The sequence below is a fragment of the Stenotrophomonas sp. GD03777 genome (genome assembly GCF_029842485.1).
GTDB lineage: Bacteria > Pseudomonadota > Gammaproteobacteria > Xanthomonadales > Xanthomonadaceae > Stenotrophomonas > Stenotrophomonas sepilia.
Genome location: NZ_JAOCGL010000001.1, coordinates 1 through 20,912, shown reverse-complemented (window position 1 = coordinate 20,912; position 20,912 = coordinate 1). Strand labels below are relative to the sequence as shown.

Sequence of the window (20,912 nt, the reverse complement as noted above, 5' to 3'; positions counted from 1 at the left end):
GCGGCCGAAGCCGCCCTTGTCATTTCAGGTCCGCCGAAACCGGCCGGGGGTCAGTTCATTCCACCGTGACCGGCAGCAGGCGCTCCGGTTCGGCCTGGGTTTCGACCACCAGCTCGTCGTCGCGCACATCGATGCTCACCTTGCCGCCGTTGACCAGCTTGCCGAACAGCAGCTCGTCGGCCAGCGGACGCTTGATCCTGTCCTGGATCACCCGGGCCATCGGACGCGCACCCATCAGCGGGTCGAAGCCGTGGTGGGCCAGCCAGTCGCGCGCGGTCGGCGTGGCCGACAGGCTGACGTGCTTGTCCTGCAGCAGCATCTCCAGCTCGATCAGGAACTTGTCGACTACGCGCAGGATGTGCTCGAAGCCCAGCGCCTGGAACTGCACCACCGCGTCGAGGCGGTTGCGGAATTCCGGGGTGAAGCTGCGGCGGATGGTCTCCATCGCGTCGGTGGCGTGGTCCTGCTTGGTGAAGCCGATCGAGCGCCGCGAGGCCTGCGCCGCACCTGCATTGGTGGTCATCACCAGCACCACGTTCTTGAAGTTGGCCTCACGACCGTTGGTATCAGTCAGCACGCCGCGATCCATCACCTGCAACAGGATGTTGAAGATGTCCGGGTGCGCCTTCTCGATTTCGTCCAGCAGCAGCACGCAGTGCGGCGTCTTGACGATCTTCTCGGTCAGCAGGCCGCCCTGATCGAAGCCGACGTAGCCTGGAGGGGCACCGATCAGGCGGCTGATCGAATGCGGCTCCATGTATTCGGACATGTCGAAGCGGACCAGCTCGATGCCCAGCTGCAGCGCCAGCTGCTTGGTCACCTCGGTCTTGCCGACACCGGTCGGGCCGGCGAACAGGAAGTTGCCGATCGGCTTTTCCGGATTGCCCAGGCCCGAACGTGCCAGCTTGATTGCCGAGGACAGCGTCTCGATGGCCGGGTCCTGGCCGAAGATCACCATCTTCAGGTTGCGCTCCAGGTGCTGCAGCACATCCTTGTCGGTGGCACTGACCTGCTTGGTCGGGATGCGCGCCATCTTGGCGACGATCGCCTCCACTTCCTCGACGTCGATCAGCTCCTTGCGCTGCCCTTCCGGCAGCAGGCGCTGGCGGGCACCGGCCTCGTCGATCACATCGATGGCCTTGTCCGGCAGCAGGCGGTCGCCGATGTGCTTCACCGACAGGTCAACCGCCGCCTGCAGCGCCTCGTCGGAGTAGGTCACGCCGTGGTGCAGCTCGTACTTGGACTTCAGGCCCTGCAGGATCTCGTAGGTCTCGCCAACGGTCGGCTCCACGATGTCGATCTTCTGGAAGCGGCGGGCCAGTGCCCGGTCCTTCTCGAAGATGCCGCGGTATTCCTGGAAAGTGGTCGAACCGATGCAGCGCAGCTCCCCGGAGGCCAGGGCCGGCTTGATCAGGTTGGACGCATCCATGGTGCCGCCCGACGCCGAGCCGGCGCCGATGATGGTGTGGATCTCGTCGATGAACAGCACTGCGTTGGGCACCTTCTTCAGCGCGGTCAACACACCCTTCAGGCGCTTCTCGAAGTCGCCACGGTACTTGGTGCCGGCCACCAGCGCGCCCAGGTCGAGCGAATAGATCACCGCGTCGGCAAGCACGTCGGGCACCGAGCCCTCGACGATGCGGCGGGCCAGGCCCTCGGCGATGGCGGTCTTGCCCACGCCGGCCTCGCCCACGTACAGCGGATTGTTCTTGCGGCGACGGCACAGGACCTGGATGGTGCGCTCGATCTCGTCACCACGACCGACCAGGGGATCGATGCGGCCGGACCGGGCCTGTTCGTTGAGGTTGCTGGCGAACTCGGTCAGGGCATCACCCTTCGGCTCACCCTCCCCGCCTTCCATGCGGCCCTCGCCGTCGGAGGAGGAGGACGGCTGCTCGCCTTCCTCGCCCAGCTTGGCGATGCCGTGGGACAGGTAATTGACCACATCCAGCCGGGTCACATCCTGCTGGTTGAGGTAGTAGACGGCGTGGGAGTCCTTCTCGCCGAAGATGGCGACCAGCACGTTGGCGCCGGTGACCTCCTTCTTGCCCGAGGACTGCACGTGGTACACGGCCCGCTGCAGCACGCGCTGGAAGCCCAGGGTCGGCTGGGTATCGCGACCGTCATCTTCGGCCAGGCGCGACACGGAGGCCTCGATGGCCTGCTCCAGCTCCTGGCGCAGGCGTTCGGCGTCGGCACCACAGGCTTTCAGGACGGCCTGGGCGGACGGATTGTCGAGCAGTGCCAACAGCAGGTGTTCGACCGTCATGAACTCATGCCGGGCCTCACGGGCGCGCTTGTAGCACTGGCCGATGGTGTGTTCGAGGTCTTTGCTGAACATGGATTACTCCGGCGGCAGATGGGAACAATATGCGGCCTGACTACGCGATTTCCATCACCCTAGCGGATTGCTGCGTTCAGATGGCGTTAGCACTGCAGAACGCTTGATCTTCGTTCACTCCAGAAGACCTCAACCGGCATGAGCGAACCCTACCTGAGCCGCTGGCGATTGCGGCGTGATGGCCCGGCCATCGAAACGGCCCATGCCCGGCTCTGGCCGGTGCTGACCGCTGCCGGCACGCCGGCGATGCTGAAGATCAGCAGCGAAACCGAGGAGCAGAACAGCCACCGCCTTCTGCGCTGGTGGGACGGCGACGGCGCTGCCCGCCTGCTGGCCCACGCCGGGCCGGCGATCCTGATCGAACGTGCCGGCGGCGACTCGCTGAGGCAACGCTCGATCGAGGGCGACGATGAGGCCTGCACCACGATCCTGTGCCAGGTCCTGCAACGGCTGCACCGGCCACGGAGCGCGCCGCCAGCGGAACTGGTCTGCCTGCGTAAATGGTTCGCCGATCTGCTGCAGCCAAGGGCTGCGCTGCCGCCACTGCTGGAACAGTGCAGATCACTGGCGGAGGGGTTGCTGCAGGAAGAGCGCGAGGTCCGGCCCCTGCATGGCGACCTGCACCACGACAACGTGCTCGATTTCGGCGCGCGCGGCTGGCTGGCGATCGACCCGAAGCGGTTGCTGGGCGACCGTGCGTTCGACTACACGACGATGTTCAGCAATCCGGATCTCTGTGGCCCGGGCATCCTTGTGGCCACGCGGCCGGAGCGGTTTGCTGCCCGGCTGGAACAGGTCAGCGCACTGGCCGGCCTGGAACGCACGCGCCTGCTGCGCTGGATCGCGGCCAGCATGGCGCTGTCGGCAGTGTGGTTCAGGGATGACGGCGACCCGGCCGACGTGGACGAGGCGGTGGCGCGGATGGCGCTGGAGGCGCTGGCGGAGAGCTGAGACCCGCGCTTGGCAGGTGCCTACCTTGCTGGGGGCGCTCCATCCACGATCGATACAGGCCTCTGCTTTGGTAGGTGCCCACCTTGGTGGGCACACTGGGTCCGGGATCGATGTGCCCGGACGCGAATCGGCAGCCGGTCAGGCCTTTTCCATCGTGCACAGCAGCGGATGCTGGTTCATCCGCGAGTACTCGTTGACCTGGGCAACCTTGGTCTCGGCTACTTCGCGGGTGAAGACACCGCAGACGCCGCGACCGCGGGTATGAACGTGCAGCATCACCTGGGTGGCCTTGTCCAGGTCCATGCTGAAGAACTGCTGCAGCACATCCACCACGAAATCCATCGGGGTGTAGTCGTCGTTGAGCAGCATCACCTGGTAGAACGGCGGCGGCGCCACTTCCGGGCGCGCGGGCTCTACGGCAACGCCGTGCTCGTGCTGGGAATCGGGGGAGGACTCATGGGGCATCCATCCATTATAGGGGCTCGGGCAGGCCTGCGTCGGCCCGCCGCAGATTGGACGGCACGCACGCCCACCGTCACAATTGCACCCTCTCCCAACACTGTTTCACAGGATCTTCATGAAAAGGACCCTTCTTCCCGCCCTGCTGATCGCGCTGGCCGCTGCCGGCTCTGCCACTGCCGCAACCAGCGCCGACAAGTCCGTGGCCCGCCATCTGGACAAGCTGGGCTATACCTACGAAGTCGACGAGGATGGCGACTACCGCATGGTGTTCGACGTCGAGGGTGACCGCACCCAGATGGTCTACGTGCGCTCGGCGGTGGAGGATTTCGGCAGCCACAACATCCGTGAGATCTGGTCGCCGGCCTACAACGCCAAGACCAAGCAGTTCCCGGTGGCCGTGGCCAACCGCCTGCTGGAGGATTCGCAGGACGCCAAGATGGGGGGCTGGGTAAAGCAGGACACCACCGCCATGTTCGTGGTCAAGATCGACGCCGATGCCACCCCGGACCAGCTCAGCGACGCCATCGATGCGGCCATCCGCACCGCCGACGCGATGGAGCTGGAGCTGACCAAGAAGGACGAGTTCTGAGTTGAACGCCACGCCGGACCCGCGCTGGGCACCGCACGCCACCGTCGCCACGGTAGTGGTTGACGGCGGCCGCGTGCTGCTGGTCGAAGAGACCATTGAAGGCCGCCAGGTGCTGAACCAGCCGGCCGGCCACCTCGAGCCAGGCGAAAGCCTGGCCGAGGCAGCCCTGCGCGAGACCCGGGAGGAAACCGGCTGGACCGTGCAGCTGACCCATTTCATCGGCTGCTACCAGTGGACTGCCGGCGACGGCACCGCCTTCCTGCGCTTCTGCTACGCAGCACACCCGGTCTCGCACGACCCGGCCCAACCGCTGGACACCGGTATCGACCACGCGCTGTGGCTGACCCCGGCCGAGCTGCAGGCCGCCGGCGAGCGCCAGCGCAGCCCGCTGGTCTGGCAGGTGGTGGCGGATTACCTGGGTGGCCAGCGCCATCCGCTTTCGCTGGTCCGGGAGGTCGCATGAGCACGCCGCGCGTGATGGTGGGCGTCTCGGGGGGTGTCGACTCTTCGGTCGCCGCCTGGCGCCTGGTCCAGCAGGGCGAGGCCGTGGCCGGCCTGTTCATGCAGAACTGGGCCGACGACGGCAGCGGTGACTGCCGTGCCGAGGATGACCGCCGCGATGCGGTCGCCGTATGCGGCCTGCTCGGTATCCCGTTCCACTTCCGGGACTTTTCCAGCGAGTACTGGCAGGGCGTGTTCGAGCACTTCCTGGCCGAATACGCCGCCGGCCGCACGCCGAACCCGGACGTGCTGTGCAACCGCGAGGTGAAGTTCAAGCATTTCCTGGATGCCGCCCGCGAGCTGGGCGCCGAGCGCATCGCCACCGGCCACTACGCGCGGGTGACCCAGCGCGGCCACCAGTGGCTGCTGCTGCGCGGTGCCGACCGCTCCAAGGACCAGAGCTACTTCCTGCACCAGCTGGGCCAGGAGCAGCTGGCGGCCACCCTGTTCCCGATCGGCGACCTGGAGAAGACCGACCTGCGACGGATTGCGCGCGACGTCGGCCTGCCGACCCACGCCAAGAAGGATTCCACCGGCATCTGCTTCATCGGCGAGCGGGATTTCCGCGAATTCCTCGGCCGCTACCTGCCGGCCAGGCCCGGCCAGATCCTTGACCCGGCCGACGGCAGCGTGATCGCCGAACATCCGGGCGTGTTCTATTTCACCCTGGGCCAGCGCGAGGGCCTGAACATCGGCGGCGTACGCGGCCGCCCGGCCGCACCGTGGTACGTGGTCGGCAAGGATGTGGCCAGCAACGTGCTGTACGTCGACCAGGACCGCGACAGCCCATGGATGCTGTCCGAGCGCCTGCGATCGGAGCCGGCGCATTGGATCTCGGGCTCGCCACCCGCGCGACGCTTCGAATGCACCGCCCAGACCCGCTACCGCCAGCCCGATGAGCCGTGTACGGTCGACGTGCTGGACGATGGCAGCGTGCTGGTCACTTTCGCGCGCCCGCAGCGTGCCGTTACCCCCGGTCAATCGCTGGTGCTGTATGACGGTGATGTGTGCCTGGGTGGCGCGGTGATCGCCGCCACCGATGCGCCGCTGGAACAGCGCCTGCGCACCACCCCCTCCCCTTTTGAGGTAATCGCTGCATGAGTTTCACTGTCGACGACCGCGTCCTGGCCCTGGCCGGCATTGCCCAGGCCCTGCAGCAGGTACGCCGCATCGCCGATACCGGCCATTCCGACGCCGCCGCCGTGCGCACCGCCGTGGACAGCGTGTTCCGTGTCGATGCGTCCTCGCCGCAGGCGGTGTTCGGTGACCGCCATGCACTGAAGGCCGGGCTGCGCCTGCTGCACAACTACTTCCGCAACCAGGGCCAGGATCCGATCCTGCCGAAACTGGCGCTGTCGGTGCTGCAGCTGGAGCGCCGCTTCGTTCAGGATGGCGCCACCGTGAACAAGGTTGCTTCGGGCATCGAGCGTGCCCAGCGCCAGGCCACCGAACTGGGCGACAGCGGCCACCCGGATGTGCTGGCCAGCCTGGGAAGCCTGTACGCGGACACCATCAGCCACCTCAAGCCGCGGGTGATGGTGCAGGGCAACCCGCACTACCTGGGCCAGGCCGGCGTGGTGGCCGAGATCCGTGCCCTGCTGTTGGCCGCGGTGCGCTCGGCAGTGCTGTGGCGCCAGCTGGGCGGCAGCTACTGGGACTTCCTGTTCGGCCGCAAGGCGATGATCGAGGCCGTGGACCGGCAGCTGGCGTAAGGGTGTGGGGTCAGAGCCCTTTTCCATGAGAAGGGATCCGACCCCGCCGCTGCCTACCCAGGGGTCGGATCCCTTTCCGGCACGGAAAGGGCTCAGACCCCGAAGCCGCCAAGCGCCGGAAAACCGGCGCATTCAGAATGCACTTCCAGGCACATCGACGTTAAAGAGAAAGGGGGTACGGCCGATACATCCTCCGTGCACCTCCCGAGAACGTCCATGTACTCACGCATTTTCATCCGTCTGGCCGCCCCGCTGGCTCTGACCCTGCTGCTCCCCTTCGCCATCGGATTCGAATGGCCGGCCGCCCTGCGCTGGGCGATCCTGACCACGATGACGCTGAGTTGGCTCGGCTTCGCGTGGTGGACCACCCGCGCCCAGGCGCATCGTTCCCCGGAACATGCCCGTGTCCTGCGTGAGCAGGACCAGCTGCTGACCGAACTGCGCAACTTCGTCGGCAACGAAATCGACGGTTCGCGTGGTGAAGTGGAACGCGCCCGCGACCTGATCCGCCAGGCGGTCTCCAGCCTGGGCGGCAGCTTCGATGCGATGAACCGCAAGTCGCGCCAGCAGAGCCAGGCGCTGTCGCGCATCGTCGACCGCGCCGGCGATGAAGGCAATGCCGGCCTCGACGTTGCCCGTTTCGCCCAGCACGCCAGCCACCGCATGGAACAGCTGGTGGAAGCGCTGGAACAGGTGAGCGGCCAGAGCAGCACCACCGTGCAGCACATCGACCAGATGGCACAGCACCTGGATGGCATCTTCGCGCTGCTGGAAGACGTCAAGTCGATCGCCGACCAGACCAACCTGCTGGCGCTGAACGCCGCCATCGAAGCCGCGCGTGCCGGTGAAGCCGGCCGAGGCTTCGCGGTGGTCGCCGACGAAGTGCGCAACCTGTCCGAGCGCTCGACCACCTTCAACGAGCAGATCCGCAAGCTGGCGCACAGCTCCAAGGACGCCATCGCCAAGGTGCGCGAGACGGTCTCGCACATGGCCTCGCGTGACATGGACCGCTCCCGCGAAGCACGCCAGGAAGCGGCGGCAATGCTCGACAATGTCGCGCAGATCAATGCCTCGCTCGGCGACGGCATGCGCGAAGTCTCCGAGTGCGCACGTGCGATCGATGGCAGCGTGGCCGAAGCCGTGCGCGCCCTGCAGTTCGAAGACATCGCCACCCAGGCGCTGGGCGGCGTGCACACCCACCTGGACCGCCTGACCGCGATCAACCGTGAAGCGGTGGCCCTGCAGGAACTGCTGCACCGCAATGGCGGCGTGTTCGACGAAGAGATCGCCACGGCCCTGCAGCGCACCGGCAACCGCCTGCGCGAACTGCGCAGCGAATGGGAACGCCCGCCGCACAAGCCGGTTGCCCAGCAGAGCATGGGTGCCGGCACGGTAGAGCTGTTCTGATCCTGATGTCCGCTGCCCTCGCCGGCAGCCCGCAAGGCCCCGGTTCGTCCGGGGCCTTTGCCTGTAACCCGCCGCTGGATGCATCCTGTACGCGCACCATGACCCTGATCCGCGCCCTGCCCGCCCTCACCGACACCGAGCGCCCGCGCAACGCGAGCGTGCGTGAGCAGCTGCAAAAGCTGGAAGAGGTCGCCCGCGAGGAAATCTGCGAGCTGCAGCAGCTGGCGGACGCGCGCCCGGCGCCATCGCCGGCGGACGACGAGCTGTTGGGGCTGGCGTGGGACCTGGGGTTGGATGGCGAAGCCCTGAAGTAGATCCACGCCCTGCGTGGGTGGGGCATCCCGCATGGCATGATTGCCCGGTCCCGTCCATGGAAGACCTATGGCCATCACCCTGATCGCACTCGTGCTGTTGGAGACCGTCCTCCTGATGGCCTGGGTGGCCGGCTATTTCAGCTGGGGCATCACCCTGTTCAACGAACGCATCGCTGCGCCGCCGGCCATGCAGGCCCGGCTCTCGCTGGGCAGCCTGGAGCGTGACCTGCCGCAGGACAAGTGGCTGCGGCTGGCCTTCCATGCGCTGCCCGATGGCAGCATGGCGTTCCGCGAGAGCTTCGCGCCGAGCTTCGGCCTGCGCTACTTCCCGGTGATGCGTGGACGCATCGTGCTCAACGCACGGCGGCACGAGGTGCGGGTGATCGGCCTGTGCAGCTGGTTCGTGGCGATGCTGTCGCTGCTGCTGTTGCCACTGGTGGCGATGCGCCCGATGGTGGCGCCGATGCTGCTGGTACTGCCACTGTTCCTGGCCAGCTATCTGGTGCAGAAGCGGCGCTATGCGGCCATTGTCGAGGCGCTGCGCATGCAGTTGAAGGCGGAGTTTCCAAGGTAGATCCACGCCGTGCGTGGATGATGCCCCGCGATGCCAGCATTTCCGACTGTTTGCATGGACCGTGAACCATGCGCCCTTCATCGTGAAGGGGCCGATTGCGGTTCAGATCAAGCCAGCCCGATGACCAGCGCCCTTCTCTGCCTCTCAGTTGCTTTGCAGCTTCCGGCACCCCCTTGTCCCATTGACCGTGGATCCCGATTCCCTTGGGGCGCTTCAGCAGGCGCTGAAGACGTTTGGAGCGTTCCAGCAGCCCTACTCCGCTCCGATCAATGCGTACGATCCTGAAGCGGGTGTGATCGATGCAGCAGTTGAAGTGTCCGCGGGGTGCGTGCAAGACGGCCCGCCAGTCATCATCCTTGACGATGATGCCGAACAGGCGCCGCGACGTTATCTGATCCTTGAAGCCCCGTGGCATGAGCTTCCAACGGGCGCCTTGTTGCTTGTCTCCGGAAGCAAGGCAAGCGCCATTCCGGGCGAGGAATCGAACCTGGAGCTTGCACGGGCCGAGAGCATGCTGACATTTCTCAACCTGCTGCCGGAAGGTCCGGAGGACCGGGACCACCCGGAGAACGTCTCGGCAGTCGTGGATACCGATACTTCCGCCCTCTTCACGACGAGCCTTCTGGATCAACTGCAAACCAGTACTCCAGGCTCGCCTGTTGCTGACACCATGCTGACGCTCTGGAAAGGCAGGTTCACGGACGCATTGCTGGCACTGTGGCAGCGCGACGGTCTTGCGCGCTATCACGATGATCGACTGGCTTTGGTGAACCCTGCGGGGTACGAATCGGTGCTCGCCGCCCTTCTGGCGGGCAGTCCTCTATGGGGCAAAGATGATTTCCATGTCTATGCGATCTCGCCATTCGGCCAGATGCTGATCTGTGGCGAGCGAACCGGAGTCGAACTCACGCTTGAACCCCACGAAGGTTACCTATGCGCGCCAGCAACACTGACTCTTCCAGCAAGCAACATCGACCGCGACAGACGCCTGCACGACTTCCTGCTTGCATTGGATGCTGCCGAACTGGATGTTCTGGCCGAGGACGGGGAGCCAATGTTCTGGCGAGCCCGTGAGATGTTGGGGCCGCTGGGCGACGGAGAGATTTACAGCTCGAAGGAGCCGGTGTCAGAGCACGGCTGGCGGCTAGGCAGCCTGGTAAAACGCAAGGCGCTGGATGTGCTCGCAGAGCTTGCGCAGCGTCGCTGACGGCGGACACATCAACGGGCGAACCAGCGTGCACGCCGACCAAGGTCGGCAACTACCAGATGCTGGCTCTTTGAGTAGATCCACGCCATGCGGCAACCGTGCCGACCAACGGTCGGCACCTACCAGCGGCGGGTGGTCAGCGCACCAGCACTGCTTCGCTGCTGGCGTCGGTGCGCATCGGTAACGGACGCTGCTGACGCAGCCACTGCGCCAGGTCACGCGGGCTGAGCGGGCGCGAGTACAGGTAACCCTGGATTTCGTCGCAGCCCTGGCGGCGCAGCATGTCTTCTTCCTGGTGCGTCTCCACGCCCTCGGCCACCACCTTCATGCCCAGCGCGTGGCCCAGGTGCACGATGGCCTGGGTCACTTCGGCCGTGCCCGAATCGTGCAGCATGCCCTGCACGAAACTACGGTCGATCTTCAGGCGACCCACCGGGAAGCGGTTGAGGTAGTTGAGGTTGGAGAAGCCAGTACCGAAGTCGTCCACCGCCAGCGGCACGCCGTGCCGTTCGAGCACGTCGAAGCAGTGGCGCAGGATGTCGGTGTCACGGATCAGCGCCGATTCGGTCAGCTCCAGCTCCAGCCGCTGCGGCGGCCAGCCGTGGGCATGGCAGATCTCGATCACACGTTCGGCGAAGCCACGGTCGCGCAGCTGCACCGCCGATACGTTGACCGCGATGCGGTCGAAGTGCAGTCCAGCCCGGTCCCAGGCGGTTGCCTGACGGCAGGCTTCGTTCAGTACCCAGTCGCCGATGCGTACGATCTCGCCGCATTTCTCGGCGATGGGAATGAACTCGGCCGGGCTGCAATAGCCGATGCCGGGGCGATGCCAGCGCAGCAGTGCTTCAATTGCCGGCGGCTCGCCCTGGTGGGCATGCAGCAGCGGCTGATAGGCCAGGCTGAACTCCTCGCGCTCGATCGCACCGTGCAGCGCGTGCTCAAGCTCCAGCCTGCGCTGGATGCGGGCCAGTGCGTCCTGGCTGTAATACTGGTAGGTGTTGCGTCCGGCTTCCTTGGCCGCGTACATCGCGGCGTCGGCAGCGCGCAGCAGTGAATCGAAATCGGTCTGCGCATCACCCAGCATCGCGATGCCGACACTGGCACCGACCTTCAGCGTGGTCTCACCACGGCGCAGCGGCTCGGCCAGCGAGGCGATCAGCTTGCGGGCGACATGTCCCGCATCCTCGGGCTCAGCCAGGTCGCGCAGTACGACGATGAACTCGTCGCCGCTGAAACGGCCAAACAGATCATTGTTGCGCAGGTTCTGGTGCAGGCGGGTCGCGGCAGCCTTCAGCAGCGCATCACCCGTGGCGTGGCCGAAGCTGTCGTTGATGGTCTTGAAGCCGTCCAGGTCGATGAACAGCATCGCCAACGAGGTGCCGCGATCACGCGCCTCCTCGATGGCCTCGGCGGTCTGTTCGCCGAGCAGCACGCGATTGGGCAGGCCGGTCAGCAGGTCGTAGTGGGCCAGCAGTTCAATGCGCTCGTTGGCCTCGCGCTCGCGGGTGATATCACGGAAAAGCACCACGAAGCGCGGCGGCAGTCCGTCACGACGATCCAGCTCGATCAGCACCTGCACCCAGACACGCAGGCCGGACTGGCGGTAGAAGCACAGGTCCAGCTGCTCGGGCAGGCCGCCGTTGGCGATGCGGGCCAGCGCCGCCTCGAACGCATCGCGCGAGTCTTCGGTATACAGCGCCATCGCCTGATCGAGGGTGATCGGCTCCTTGCGCAGGCCGTGGATGCGATAGCATTCCTCGGTCCATTGCATGCTCCGGGTCTGCACCTCGATCTCGCAGCCGCCGATGCGGCCCAGCGCGGAAACCCGGTTCAGCAGTTCGGTGCGCCAGCGAATCAACGCGTCGGTCTGGTGCTGTTCGGTGATGTTCTGCACCTGGCCGAGCAGGCGCTTGGGCTGCCCGTCCATGTCCAGCAGCGGCTGCATCCACAGCCGCAGGTGCTGTGATGGCTCATGGCCACGGGTCAGCTCCAGCTCGAGATTGGCGGCACGACCATCGCGCCACAGCCGCCGCCATGCCGCACGCAACGCGCCACGCGAGCGCGGATGCAGCTGCTTCAGCCAGCGCCGCTGGCCGGGCACGGCGCCGTGCTCCAGCGCCAGCAGCGAGCGCAGTTCCGGCGACCACCAGAAGTGCCCGCTGTTGGGGTCGAACGACCAGCTGCCCATGCTGGCGATGCGCTGGGCCTCGCTCAGGTGCAGCTGCTGTTCCTGCAGCAGCGATTCGAGCTGCTTCTGCTGCTCGATATCGGTATGCGTGCCGACCATGCGCAGCGGCTGGCCATCAGCGGTGCGCGCGACCACGCGGCCGCGATCCAGCACCCAACGCCACTGGCCATCGGCCTGGCGGAAGCGGAACTGTGCACTGTACTGCTCGCTGCGCCCGCGCAGGTGCTCGTCGAGCGCGGCACGCACCTGGTCGATGTCCTCGCTGTGCACGCGCGACAGCAGTTCGGTGGCCGTCTCGTCGCCCAGCGCCGGCGTGCGCGCCACCCGGTCACTGGGGATGTCCCAGTCCCACAGGCTATGACCGGCGCTGTCCAGTGCCAGTTCCCAGCGCCCACCCCCATCGACCGGCACCGGCTCGGGAATGCTCAGGGTGAACGCCAGCAGGTTGCCGGCACCGTCATGCACGGCGCGCAGGTGGCCGTCGTAGTGGCCGCGCGGGCCGCCTGGCAGCGTGCAGGGCACGATGCCGCCATCGGCGGCCATCAGGCGTAGATCTTCCAGCATTGGCGCATAGGCAGCCACGGTGGCCGGCAGGCCATGCTCGCGCGCGGCCGGATTGGCCGCCAGCGGGCGCCCGGTACGGTCGACGATGACCAGCGCCGACGCAAGCGGGTGCTGCAGCAGGCTGGCGATGATCCCTTGGTCCACGCGATCTTGCTCCGGATGACTCGCCCGTCAGCGGGGCACGCAGTGGTTAACGGCGCCTGCGGCGGATAATTGAGTGGTGACGGCACGCTGCGGGGTAAGATGACCGGCGCCCCTTTCACCCTCCCCGTCCATGCCCGCAGAACCGACCGGCAACGCCCCAGTTCCCGACCCGCGGATGGCGCAGGCGCTGAGCCGTGACCGGCGACGGGTGGTGTTGAGCTACCTGGTGATGGCGCTGGCCTGGATGATCTCCACCGACAGCGTGGTGCAGGCGCTGGTGCCCGATCCGCAGCAGGCGGCCCTGTGGCAGGGCCTGAAGGGCTCGTTCTTCGCCCTGGCCAGCGCGGGCCTGCTGTACCTGCTTCTGCGCCCGCTGGCCGAGCACGTGCTGCATACCCACGCCCGCCAGCAGGCCTCGGAGCTGCGCCTGCGGCAGATGTTCGAGGGCAACCCCGGCCCGATCCTCGTCTATGACCTGGACACATTGGCGATCCTCGACGCCAACCCAGCCGCCTGCACCGCTTTCGGCTGGGAGCGCGATGAGCTGCTGGAACAGACCATCGACGCCTTGTGGCCACCCGGACAGGGCCAGGCGCTGCAGGCCAAGCTGGAGGCGATCCGCGAGGCGCCCGACGAGCTGTGCATCCTGCGCGCGCAGCTGCAGCTGCGCGATGGCGCGCTGCGGCAGATGGAACTGCGCTCCAACGCGATCAGTTACGACGGTCACAATGCGCGCCTGCTGATCGCCATCGATCGCACTGCCGAGGACCTGGCCCAGCTGCGTCGCGACCAGGCGCTGGCACGGGTGGAAGAAGCCCACGAACTGGCCCGCATCGGCGCCTGGGAGCTGGACCCGTCCACCGGGCTGGGCCGCTATTCCAACCAGGTCTATCGCCTGCTCGGCCGCCGCCCGCCCGAAGCCCGCCGCTGGCACCGCTTCGACGAACTGCTGGTGCCGGCCGACCCGGCCACCGCCACCCAGACCGAGCAGCTGCTGGCCGAGCTGTGCTCCGGCGAGCCGGTACAGGTGGACGTGCTGCTGCCGCTGCTGTCGATGGACGGGCGCGCGCTGATGGTGCACCTGCGCGCCGCCAGTGGTCTCGATGAGGCTGGCCGCAACCGCGTGCTGGGCACGCTGCAGGACGTGACCGAACGCGAGCAGTCGCGGCGACTGCTGCGCGAGCGCGAGGAGCAGTTCCGCGAGCTGGTGCGGGTACTGCCCGACGGCGTGGTGATCCTCTCCGACGAACATGTGTTGTACGCCAACGCCTGGGCCGCCGGCCTGTTCGGCTACGGCAGCCATACCCTGCTGGGCGAGCCCTTGTCGGCGCTGGTCGCTGCCGCAGACCTGCCGCGGGTGCGCAGCCAGCTGCGTGCCGGCCAGCCGCACCTGGGACCGGGCCACAGCAGCGTGGTGGCCATGCAGCGCGGCGACGGCCGCAGCTTCCATGCCGGCCTGGCGGTGGGCGACGTGCGCTACGGTGGCCGCGACTGCAAGCTGCTGATCGTGCGCGACCTCAGTGATTCCGAGCGCATCCGCAGCGCGCTGGAAACCAGCAACCGCGAACTGCAGGCGATGGCCGGGCGGCTGTTCTCGCTGCAGGAGGACGAACGTCGTGCGATTTCGCGCGACCTGCACGATGACATCGGCCAGGCCATCACCGCGATCAAGCTGTCGGCGCACGCGGCGCTGGAAGAGGACGATCCGCAGCGGCGTGGGCAGGATCTGGCGCAGATCGTCAGCCTGGCCGACACCACCGTGGCCAAACTGCGCGACATCTCCACCCTGCTGCGCCCCCCGCAGCTGGATGCACTGGGCCTGGAGGCAGCACTCAGCTGGCAGGCGCGGGTTCTGTTCCGCTCCTCGCCGGTGGAGCTGCTGGCCGAGATCGAGCCGTTGCCGCATCGCCCCGACAACAGCATCGAACAGGCCTGCTTCCGCATCGCACAGGAAAGCCTGACCAATGCGCTGCGCCATGCGCGCGCCAGCCAGGTCCTGCTGCAGCTGCGCGATGTCGGCCAGCGCGGCCTGCACCTGCAGATCCGCGATGACGGCGAAGGCTTCGATCCGGACGGCCCGCGCGGCCTGGGCCTGATCGTGATGCGCGAGCGCGCACAGAGCGTCGGTGGCCACGTGCGGATTGAATCCGCGCATGGCGAAGGCACCCTGGTCGATGTCCACCTCCCCTACCAGGCGGCCAGCAGGGCTGCCGTCGATTCACCGGAATACTGAACCATGTGGAATCCCAACCTGCCCCCGGTCAGCATCGATGACGCTCCCGACCGCCTTGGCGCCGGCAACCCCGAGCTGCAGGCAATGGTTGCCGAGGCAGCCTCAGGCGGCATCGCACTGATGCTGATGCACGTGGACATCGACCATTTCGCATCGGTCAATGAAAACATGAGTGCCGAAGTGGGCGACCAGGCGCTGGTGCTGGTGGCACAGCGCCTGCAGTCCTACCTGCGCGGGCGCGGCAAGTTGTGGCGACATGGCAGCGACGAGTTCCTGATCGCGGTGCCGCGCACCGCCGATCTGCCGTTGCCGGAGGATTTCGCCGAGGAGATCCGCCAACAGATGGAGCTGCCGCTGTCGGTGCTGCCGTACACGTTGTTCATGACCGGCAAGCTGGGCGTGAGCCTGTGCCCGGAACATGCCAGCAGCACCTCGCGCCTGCTCGACCATGCCGAGGATGCGCTGTACCAGGCCGCCCGCGAAGGCGGCAATGCCGTGCGCATCCATGCGGTGGACACCCCGCCAAGCGCGCACAGCGAGAGCATCATCGCGCGCCAGATCGTCGATGCCATTCCCAATGGCGAGCTGAAGCTGCGCTACCAGCCACTGGTAAGCGCGCGCGACGGCCACGTGGTGGGCATGGAAGCGCTGCTGCGTTGGCAGTCGCCGACCCTGGGCATGCTGGTGCCGGAGCGCTTCATGCGCACCGCCGAACGCCTGGGGATCATCGTGCAGATCGGCACCTGGGTGCTGGAAGGCGCCTTGAAGCAGGCGCGGCTGTGGCGCGACCAGGGCTTCGATGACTTCACCATCGCAGTGAACGTGTCCACCCTGCAGCTGCTGCGGCCGAACTTCTTCGCCGAAGTGATGTCACTGCTGCAGGCGGCGGGCGTACCGGCGCACATGCTGACGCTGGAGATCAACGAGAGTGCGCTGACCAACAACGTCAATTTCGTCCACGAAACGCTGGCCAACCTGCGCAATGAAGGCATCAGCCTGAGCCTGGACAACTTCGGTACCGGCGACTCCAGCCTCAGCGCGCTGGTGCGCTACCCGGTGGACAAGCTGAAGATCGACCGCAGTTTCATCAAGAGCGCGCCGGCCGGCAATCGTGAAGCGGCCATCGCCCGCGCGATCATCGCCATGGGCCACCAGCTGGGCATGACCGTGATTGCCAACGGCGTGGAATCGCAGGCGCAGCTGGGCTTCCTGCGCCGCAACGACTGCGATGTGTTCCAGGGCTACCTGTTCGGCGAACCGATGTCGGCCGATGCCGCCGGCATGACCCTGCGCCGCCGCTACCTGCGCCCGGAAGCCTTCGCTGAGACACGTCCGGACCGGACGCTGCTGCTGCTGGATGATGAGGAAAACGTGCTGCGCTCACTGGTGCGCCTGTTCCGCCGCGACGGCTACCGCATCCTGGCCGCCGGCAACGTGCGCGATGCGTTCGACCTGCTGGCGATCAACGACGTGCAGGTGATCCTGTCCGACCAGCGAATGAGCGACATGAGCGGCACCGAGTTCCTGGGCCGGGTGAAGATGCTGTACCCGGATACGATCCGCCTGGTGCTGTCGGGCTACACCGATCTGAACACGGTGACCGATGCGATCAACCGCGGCGCGATCTATCGCTTCCTGACCAAGCCGTGGAACGACGACGAGCTGCGCAAGCACATCCACCAGGCGTTCCGCACGTACGAGGAACAGCGCCGCAGCAATGCCGGCCCGGCGCCGGTGGAGAGCGGAGATGGCGGCGAGGATCGCCCATTGCGGTAACCATCCCCTCTGGTAGAGCCGGCCGCTGGCCGGCTGCTCTGGATATCGGGTTCAATGAGGTTGCCGGCCAGCGGCCGGCACTGCCAGAAGCGGTCAGCGCGGCTGCTTGACCGGCAGCACCACGCGGAAGCGCGAGCCCACGCCGGGCGTGCTGTCCAGGTCGATGCGGCCGTGGTGCTTGTTGATGATGCTGTAGGAGATCGACAGGCCCAGGCCGGTGCCACTGCCCACCGGCTTGGTGGTGAAGAACGGATCGAAGATGCGCTGGCGCAGTTCCGGCGAGATGCCACCGCCGGTATCTTCGAACTCGACCCAAACGTGATCGCCATCAACGCCGGTACGCACCGTGATCGTGCCTCGCTCGGCGATGGCATGGCCGGCGTTGAGCAGCAGGTTCATGTAGACCTGGTTCAACTCCGATGGCAGGCACTCCACCAGGGGCAACTGGCCGAACTCGCGCACCAGGGTGACCTTGTACTTGAGTTCGTTCCAGATGATGTTGATGGTCGATTCCAGGCCCGCGTGCAGGTCGACCAGCTTCCACGACTCGTCGCGGCCGGAATACGAGAAATCCTTCAGGTCGCGCACGATGCGGGTGACCCGCTCGATGCCTTCGCGCGATTCCGCCATCAGCTGCGGCAGGTCGCGGCTGATGAAATCGATATCCAGACGGTCACGGATATCATCGATTTCCGGAATCAGCGCTTTCGGGTCCGGCGCGCGCAGGGCGCGCTCGTAGGCTTCGATCACGGTGAACAGGCTGCGCAGGTATTCCTGCAGGCTGCCCAGGTTGGAGTGCACGTAACCGATCGGGTTGTTGATCTCGTGCGCGACGCCGGCGGCCAGCTGGCCGATCGACGCCATCTTCTCCGACTGCAGCAGCTTTTCCTGGGTGCCATTGAGGCGCAGGTAGGCCTGGCGCAGTTCGGCATGGCGCTGCTGCAGCTCGCGTTCGTAGTCTTCCTGCCCTTCGATGTGGCGGAACAGGGCGAGGAAATGCCCCTGGCCGACCGGACCATGGTGGTACAGATGGGCGATGACCACGCCCTCGCCCAGCGGCAGGCTGCCATTCCAGTGACCATGCTGGCGAGCCTGTTCCAGCGCATCGGGCGGCAGCAGTTCGCGCAGGCGCTGCGGCGGCGGCAACCCGCCGTCCTCGCCACTGGCCAGCAGGTTCTGTGCGGCCGGATTGGCCAGGGCCACCCGCCCGTCATCGGTGAACAGCAGCAGGCCTTCGCGCAGGCGCTCAAGCAGGGCCTGCAGCACCGGCTGCGGCGGAAGGGGGGCGGTAACCAGGGCGTTGGCAGCGGACACGGCGACTCGGGACGTTCGAACAGGCGCCCAATATACGCGGTCATGCAGCGGGCTTCAGCCCGCCGGGAGGGGTTATGCGACCGCCGTCGCCTCAGGCGACGGCGAGGGGCCGGCCGATGCTGACCGTGTGCGACTGGCCCTTGGCATCGTAGGCCGAGGCGTCTTCGGTGCGGCCGAGCTGGCGCAGCGCCCAGTTCACCTCGCGGCGGCGGCGCGACAGCAGCACGCCGTTGGCCCGGTTGCGCTCGGCCAGTTCCTGCAGCTGTTCGCTCTCGCCCACCGGTGGCGCGCCTTCCAGCGCACGCAACGCTTCCAGCTTGGCGCCGGTAGCCCGGATCAGGGCGTGCACGTCGTGCTCGACCAGGGCCTGGCGTTCAACGTCCAGGGCCTGGGCGAGACGCTGCAGCGGCTCGCTCATCGCCGCAGTCATCCGTGCAGCTGCTGGTCCAGATCGAGCATGCGCGATGCGATCGCGTCCGGATTGATCTTGTAGGTGCCGTTCTGCAGCGACTCGCGCACGGCGGCCACGCGCTGGGCGTCGATCGCCGGGGCGGTGGTCAGCTCGCGCTCGATGGCCTGCAGATTGGTGGCCTCGCCGGTCAGGCGCAGGCTGTCGGCCGCCTCGACCGGGCGCGCCGCCGCATCGGTGCTGACACCGGGCTTGTTGGCCGGGGTCGTCACGCTGCGCAGTGCCTGGGGGACCTGCAGGTTGCCGTCGATTTTCTGGCTCATGGGGTGTCCTGGAGTTGCCGTTCACAAGGGATAACGGCCGCAGGGCCGTGATCTTTAGGGATATTTTGCGGTAATTCAACGCGCCACGATTACGTCACCTGCGGCATCGACCGTGCCTTGCACGATCCGCCGCGAGGACAGGTTCTCGACCGAGACCCGTTCGTTCTCACCGGCATCACCCATCGCACGGCCGGCAATGCGGACCTCGACCGAGCCGCGACGCGACACCAGGGCCACATTGTCTCCTCGCTTGATGAGACGCTGCACCACCAGATCGTTGTTCGACAGCAGGGCTCCGGCCTGCAACGGACGGCGGGCGACGCGGCCGATCGCTGCATTGGGATCGGACAGCACCGCGCCGGCAATCCGGGCAGCGTCACGCTGGGCAGTGGTGATATCGGCGGCAGTGAGGGTTTCTCCAGTGCCGATTCCGCGGTTGAGCACCAGTACGGTCTGGTTGCGCCGCACCTTTACCGGCACGAACAGGCGCCAGCCGCCCGCATCCGGACAGCTGACTTCCACCGTGGTGTTGGCGGTGGGCTGCACCTGTAACGCCCCCCCGCACTTCGGCAGGCGCAGCGCATCGGCCACCTGGGCCTCGCCCTCGCTGCCCGCCGGCAGCGTCGACAAGGCCGCCGCGCGGATGCTTGCCACCGGCTGCCAGTCGGCGGCAGCCGCCCACGGCGAGGCCACGGCCAGCGCGATGGCGAATAGAGATGTGACCCGGCACATGGCGCCTCCTTCAATCGGCAAGAGCTGGCCCAGGTGCGTGCAAGGGGTGTGCCAGAGGGGCACTTGTAGAGTCAGGCCATGCTCGACCGCTTTGCGCCCAACAGCCAGCCGAGCATCGCTCGACGCTACAAGAGCCCCGGTCGAACATGGGGCGACGCCACAATTGCGGTGCGGAGCGCGCAGTGGCAGAGCGCCCTCAAGTTTGGCGCCCAACGCGCCGATACAGCAGCCATGTCCCATGACCTGCTCAACCGGATCGACCAGCGGACCCGCCTGGCCGGCCACAACCGCCTGGCGCTGCTGCTGTTCCGTCTCGGCGGACGTCAGCTTTTTGGCGTCAATGTCTTCAAGGTGCAGGAAGTCCTGCGGCGCCCGGAGCTGTTCCAGGTACCCGGCCTGCCCAGCCAGTTCGCCGGCGTGGCCGACGTGCGCGGCCGCTCGGTGCCGGTGCTGGACCTGGGCCTGGCCATCGGCCACCCCGAACGTGAGCCCGATGCCGATACCTCGCCGGGTTACCTGGTCGTCACCGAATTCAACCGCTCGATCCAGGGGTTCCTGGTCAGCGGCGTCGAACGCATCGTCAACATCGCGGTGGAAGACATCCACCCGCCGCCGGAGCTTGGCGCCGAGTCGAGCTACCTGACCGCGGTAACCCGCTTCCAGGGTGAGCTGATCCAGGTGATCGACGTTGAAAGCGTGCTGGCCGATATCGCCCAGGTCCGCGGTGACGCCGTACTCGATCCGGCGATGGCAATGCCCGCCGATGGCCCCCAGCTGCAGGTGCTGGTGGTGGACGACTCGCGCGTGGCCCGCCAGCAGATCCGCAGCGTGCTGGATCAGTTGGGCGTGGGTGCCACCCTGCTTTCCGATGGCAAGCAGGCTCTCGACCACCTCTTGCAGATCCAAGCCTCGGGCGAAAACCCCGCCGAACGCTATGCCATGGTCATCTCCGACATCGAGATGCCGGCCATGGACGGGTACACGCTGACGACGGAAATCCGGCGCCACCCGGGCCTGGCCGGCCTCTACGTGCTGCTGCACACCTCGCTGTCGGGTGTCTTCAACAACGCCATGGTCGAGCGTGTCGGCGCCAACGCCTTCGTCGCCAAGTACTCGCCGCACGAGCTGGCTGACTTCGTGCTGGACCGCCTGCGCAAGGTGGCGATGGCGG

Annotated in this window: 19 protein-coding genes; 12 read left to right on the top strand and 7 right to left on the bottom strand. The window is 66.8% G+C overall.

Annotated elements, in window-relative coordinates; translation table 11 throughout:
* Nucleotides 1-55 precede the first annotated feature (55 nt).
* Nucleotides 56-2,341 (bottom strand): ATP-dependent Clp protease ATP-binding subunit ClpA, encoded by a 2,286-nt coding sequence (gene clpA, locus N5E02_RS00095; RefSeq protein WP_065178564.1) that lies wholly within the window; start codon nt 2,339-2,341, stop codon nt 56-58.
* Nucleotides 2,342-2,479: 138 nt separating this feature from the next.
* Here clpA and N5E02_RS00090 point away from each other — a divergent pair, with 138 nt between their 5' ends.
* Nucleotides 2,480-3,292, top strand: coding sequence for an APH(6) family putative aminoglycoside O-phosphotransferase (locus tag N5E02_RS00090; RefSeq protein ID WP_139727067.1), 813 nt, complete (start codon nt 2,480-2,482; stop codon nt 3,290-3,292).
* Nucleotides 3,293-3,430: 138 nt separating this feature from the next.
* On the opposite strand, the gene clpS is transcribed toward N5E02_RS00090, so the two are convergent.
* Nucleotides 3,431-3,757 (bottom strand): ATP-dependent Clp protease adapter ClpS, encoded by a 327-nt coding sequence (gene clpS, locus N5E02_RS00085; protein WP_005416477.1) that lies wholly within the window; start codon nt 3,755-3,757, stop codon nt 3,431-3,433.
* A 112-nt stretch (nt 3,758-3,869) separates the two neighbouring features.
* On the opposite strand from clpS, the gene N5E02_RS00080 reads away from it, so the two are divergent.
* The 8 genes from N5E02_RS00080 (at nt 3,870) to N5E02_RS00045 (ending at nt 10,058) form a co-directional block, all read left to right on the top strand.
* Nucleotides 3,870-4,343 carry a hypothetical protein gene (locus tag N5E02_RS00080; RefSeq protein WP_005416476.1) on the top strand — a complete coding sequence of 158 codons (474 nt, stop codon included), beginning with the start codon at nt 3,870-3,872 and terminating at the stop codon, nt 4,341-4,343.
* 1 nt (nt 4,344) lies between these two features.
* Nucleotides 4,345-4,806, top strand: a complete 462-nt coding sequence (locus N5E02_RS00075; RefSeq protein ID WP_139727066.1) for an NUDIX hydrolase — start codon at nt 4,345-4,347, stop codon at nt 4,804-4,806.
* Nucleotides 4,803-5,945: a tRNA 2-thiouridine(34) synthase MnmA gene (gene mnmA / locus N5E02_RS00070; RefSeq protein ID WP_005416474.1), complete on the top strand. Its 1,143-nt coding sequence runs from the start codon at nt 4,803-4,805 to the stop codon at nt 5,943-5,945. The genes N5E02_RS00075 and mnmA overlap by 4 nt, the downstream gene beginning before the upstream one ends.
* Complete coding sequence (gene hflD / locus N5E02_RS00065; RefSeq protein ID WP_005416473.1) at nt 5,942-6,556, top strand: high frequency lysogenization protein HflD; 615 nt, start codon at nt 5,942-5,944, stop codon at nt 6,554-6,556. The genes mnmA and hflD overlap by 4 nt, the downstream gene beginning before the upstream one ends.
* A gap of 216 nt (nt 6,557-6,772) precedes the next feature.
* Entirely contained in the window at nt 6,773-7,963 is a 1,191-nt protein-coding gene (locus N5E02_RS00060) for a methyl-accepting chemotaxis protein (RefSeq protein ID WP_005416472.1), read from the top strand.
* A gap of 98 nt (nt 7,964-8,061) precedes the next feature.
* Entirely contained in the window at nt 8,062-8,277 is a 216-nt protein-coding gene (locus tag N5E02_RS00055) for a hypothetical protein (RefSeq protein ID WP_049461083.1), read from the top strand.
* Between the two features lie 67 nt (nt 8,278-8,344).
* Nucleotides 8,345-8,851 (top strand): hypothetical protein, encoded by a 507-nt coding sequence (locus tag N5E02_RS00050; RefSeq protein ID WP_049461081.1) that lies wholly within the window; start codon nt 8,345-8,347, stop codon nt 8,849-8,851.
* Between the two features lie 187 nt (nt 8,852-9,038).
* Nucleotides 9,039-10,058, top strand: a complete 1,020-nt coding sequence (locus N5E02_RS00045) for a GAD-like domain-containing protein (RefSeq protein ID WP_164229457.1) — start codon at nt 9,039-9,041, stop codon at nt 10,056-10,058.
* 136 nt (nt 10,059-10,194) lie between these two features.
* Here N5E02_RS00045 and N5E02_RS00040 read toward each other — a convergent pair whose 3' ends face one another.
* Entirely contained in the window at nt 10,195-12,954 is a 2,760-nt protein-coding gene (locus N5E02_RS00040) for an EAL domain-containing protein (protein WP_049461077.1), read from the bottom strand.
* Nucleotides 12,955-13,084: 130 nt separating this feature from the next.
* Between N5E02_RS00040 and N5E02_RS00035 the strand changes: the two genes are divergently transcribed.
* A complete protein-coding gene (locus N5E02_RS00035; RefSeq protein ID WP_032954159.1) occupies nt 13,085-15,187 on the top strand; it encodes a PAS domain S-box protein in 2,103 nt (700 codons plus the stop codon).
* 3 nt (nt 15,188-15,190) lie between these two features.
* Nucleotides 15,191-16,963 (top strand): EAL domain-containing protein, encoded by a 1,773-nt coding sequence (locus N5E02_RS00030; RefSeq protein WP_005416466.1) that lies wholly within the window; start codon nt 15,191-15,193, stop codon nt 16,961-16,963.
* Nucleotides 16,964-17,056: 93 nt separating this feature from the next.
* Here the strand turns inward: N5E02_RS00030 and N5E02_RS00025 are convergent, their stop codons facing one another.
* The 4 genes from N5E02_RS00025 to flgA form a co-directional block, all read right to left on the bottom strand.
* Complete coding sequence (locus N5E02_RS00025; RefSeq protein WP_053496680.1) at nt 17,057-18,277, bottom strand: ATP-binding protein; 1,221 nt, start codon at nt 18,275-18,277, stop codon at nt 17,057-17,059.
* A 91-nt stretch (nt 18,278-18,368) separates the two neighbouring features.
* Nucleotides 18,369-18,707 carry a flagella protein gene (locus tag N5E02_RS00020; protein WP_065178557.1) on the bottom strand — a complete coding sequence of 113 codons (339 nt, stop codon included), beginning with the start codon at nt 18,705-18,707 and terminating at the stop codon, nt 18,369-18,371.
* Nucleotides 18,704-19,009: a flagellar biosynthesis anti-sigma factor FlgM gene (gene flgM / locus N5E02_RS00015; RefSeq protein ID WP_005409579.1), complete on the bottom strand. Its 306-nt coding sequence runs from the start codon at nt 19,007-19,009 to the stop codon at nt 18,704-18,706. The genes N5E02_RS00020 and flgM overlap by 4 nt, the downstream gene beginning before the upstream one ends.
* Before the next feature lie 75 nt (nt 19,010-19,084).
* Entirely contained in the window at nt 19,085-19,741 is a 657-nt protein-coding gene (gene flgA / locus N5E02_RS00010) for a flagellar basal body P-ring formation chaperone FlgA (protein WP_005416463.1), read from the bottom strand.
* Nucleotides 19,742-19,972: 231 nt separating this feature from the next.
* On the opposite strand from flgA, the gene N5E02_RS00005 reads away from it, so the two are divergent.
* Nucleotides 19,973-20,912 (top strand): chemotaxis protein (locus N5E02_RS00005; RefSeq protein WP_279945666.1); only part of this gene is annotated, 940 nt, incomplete at its 3' end.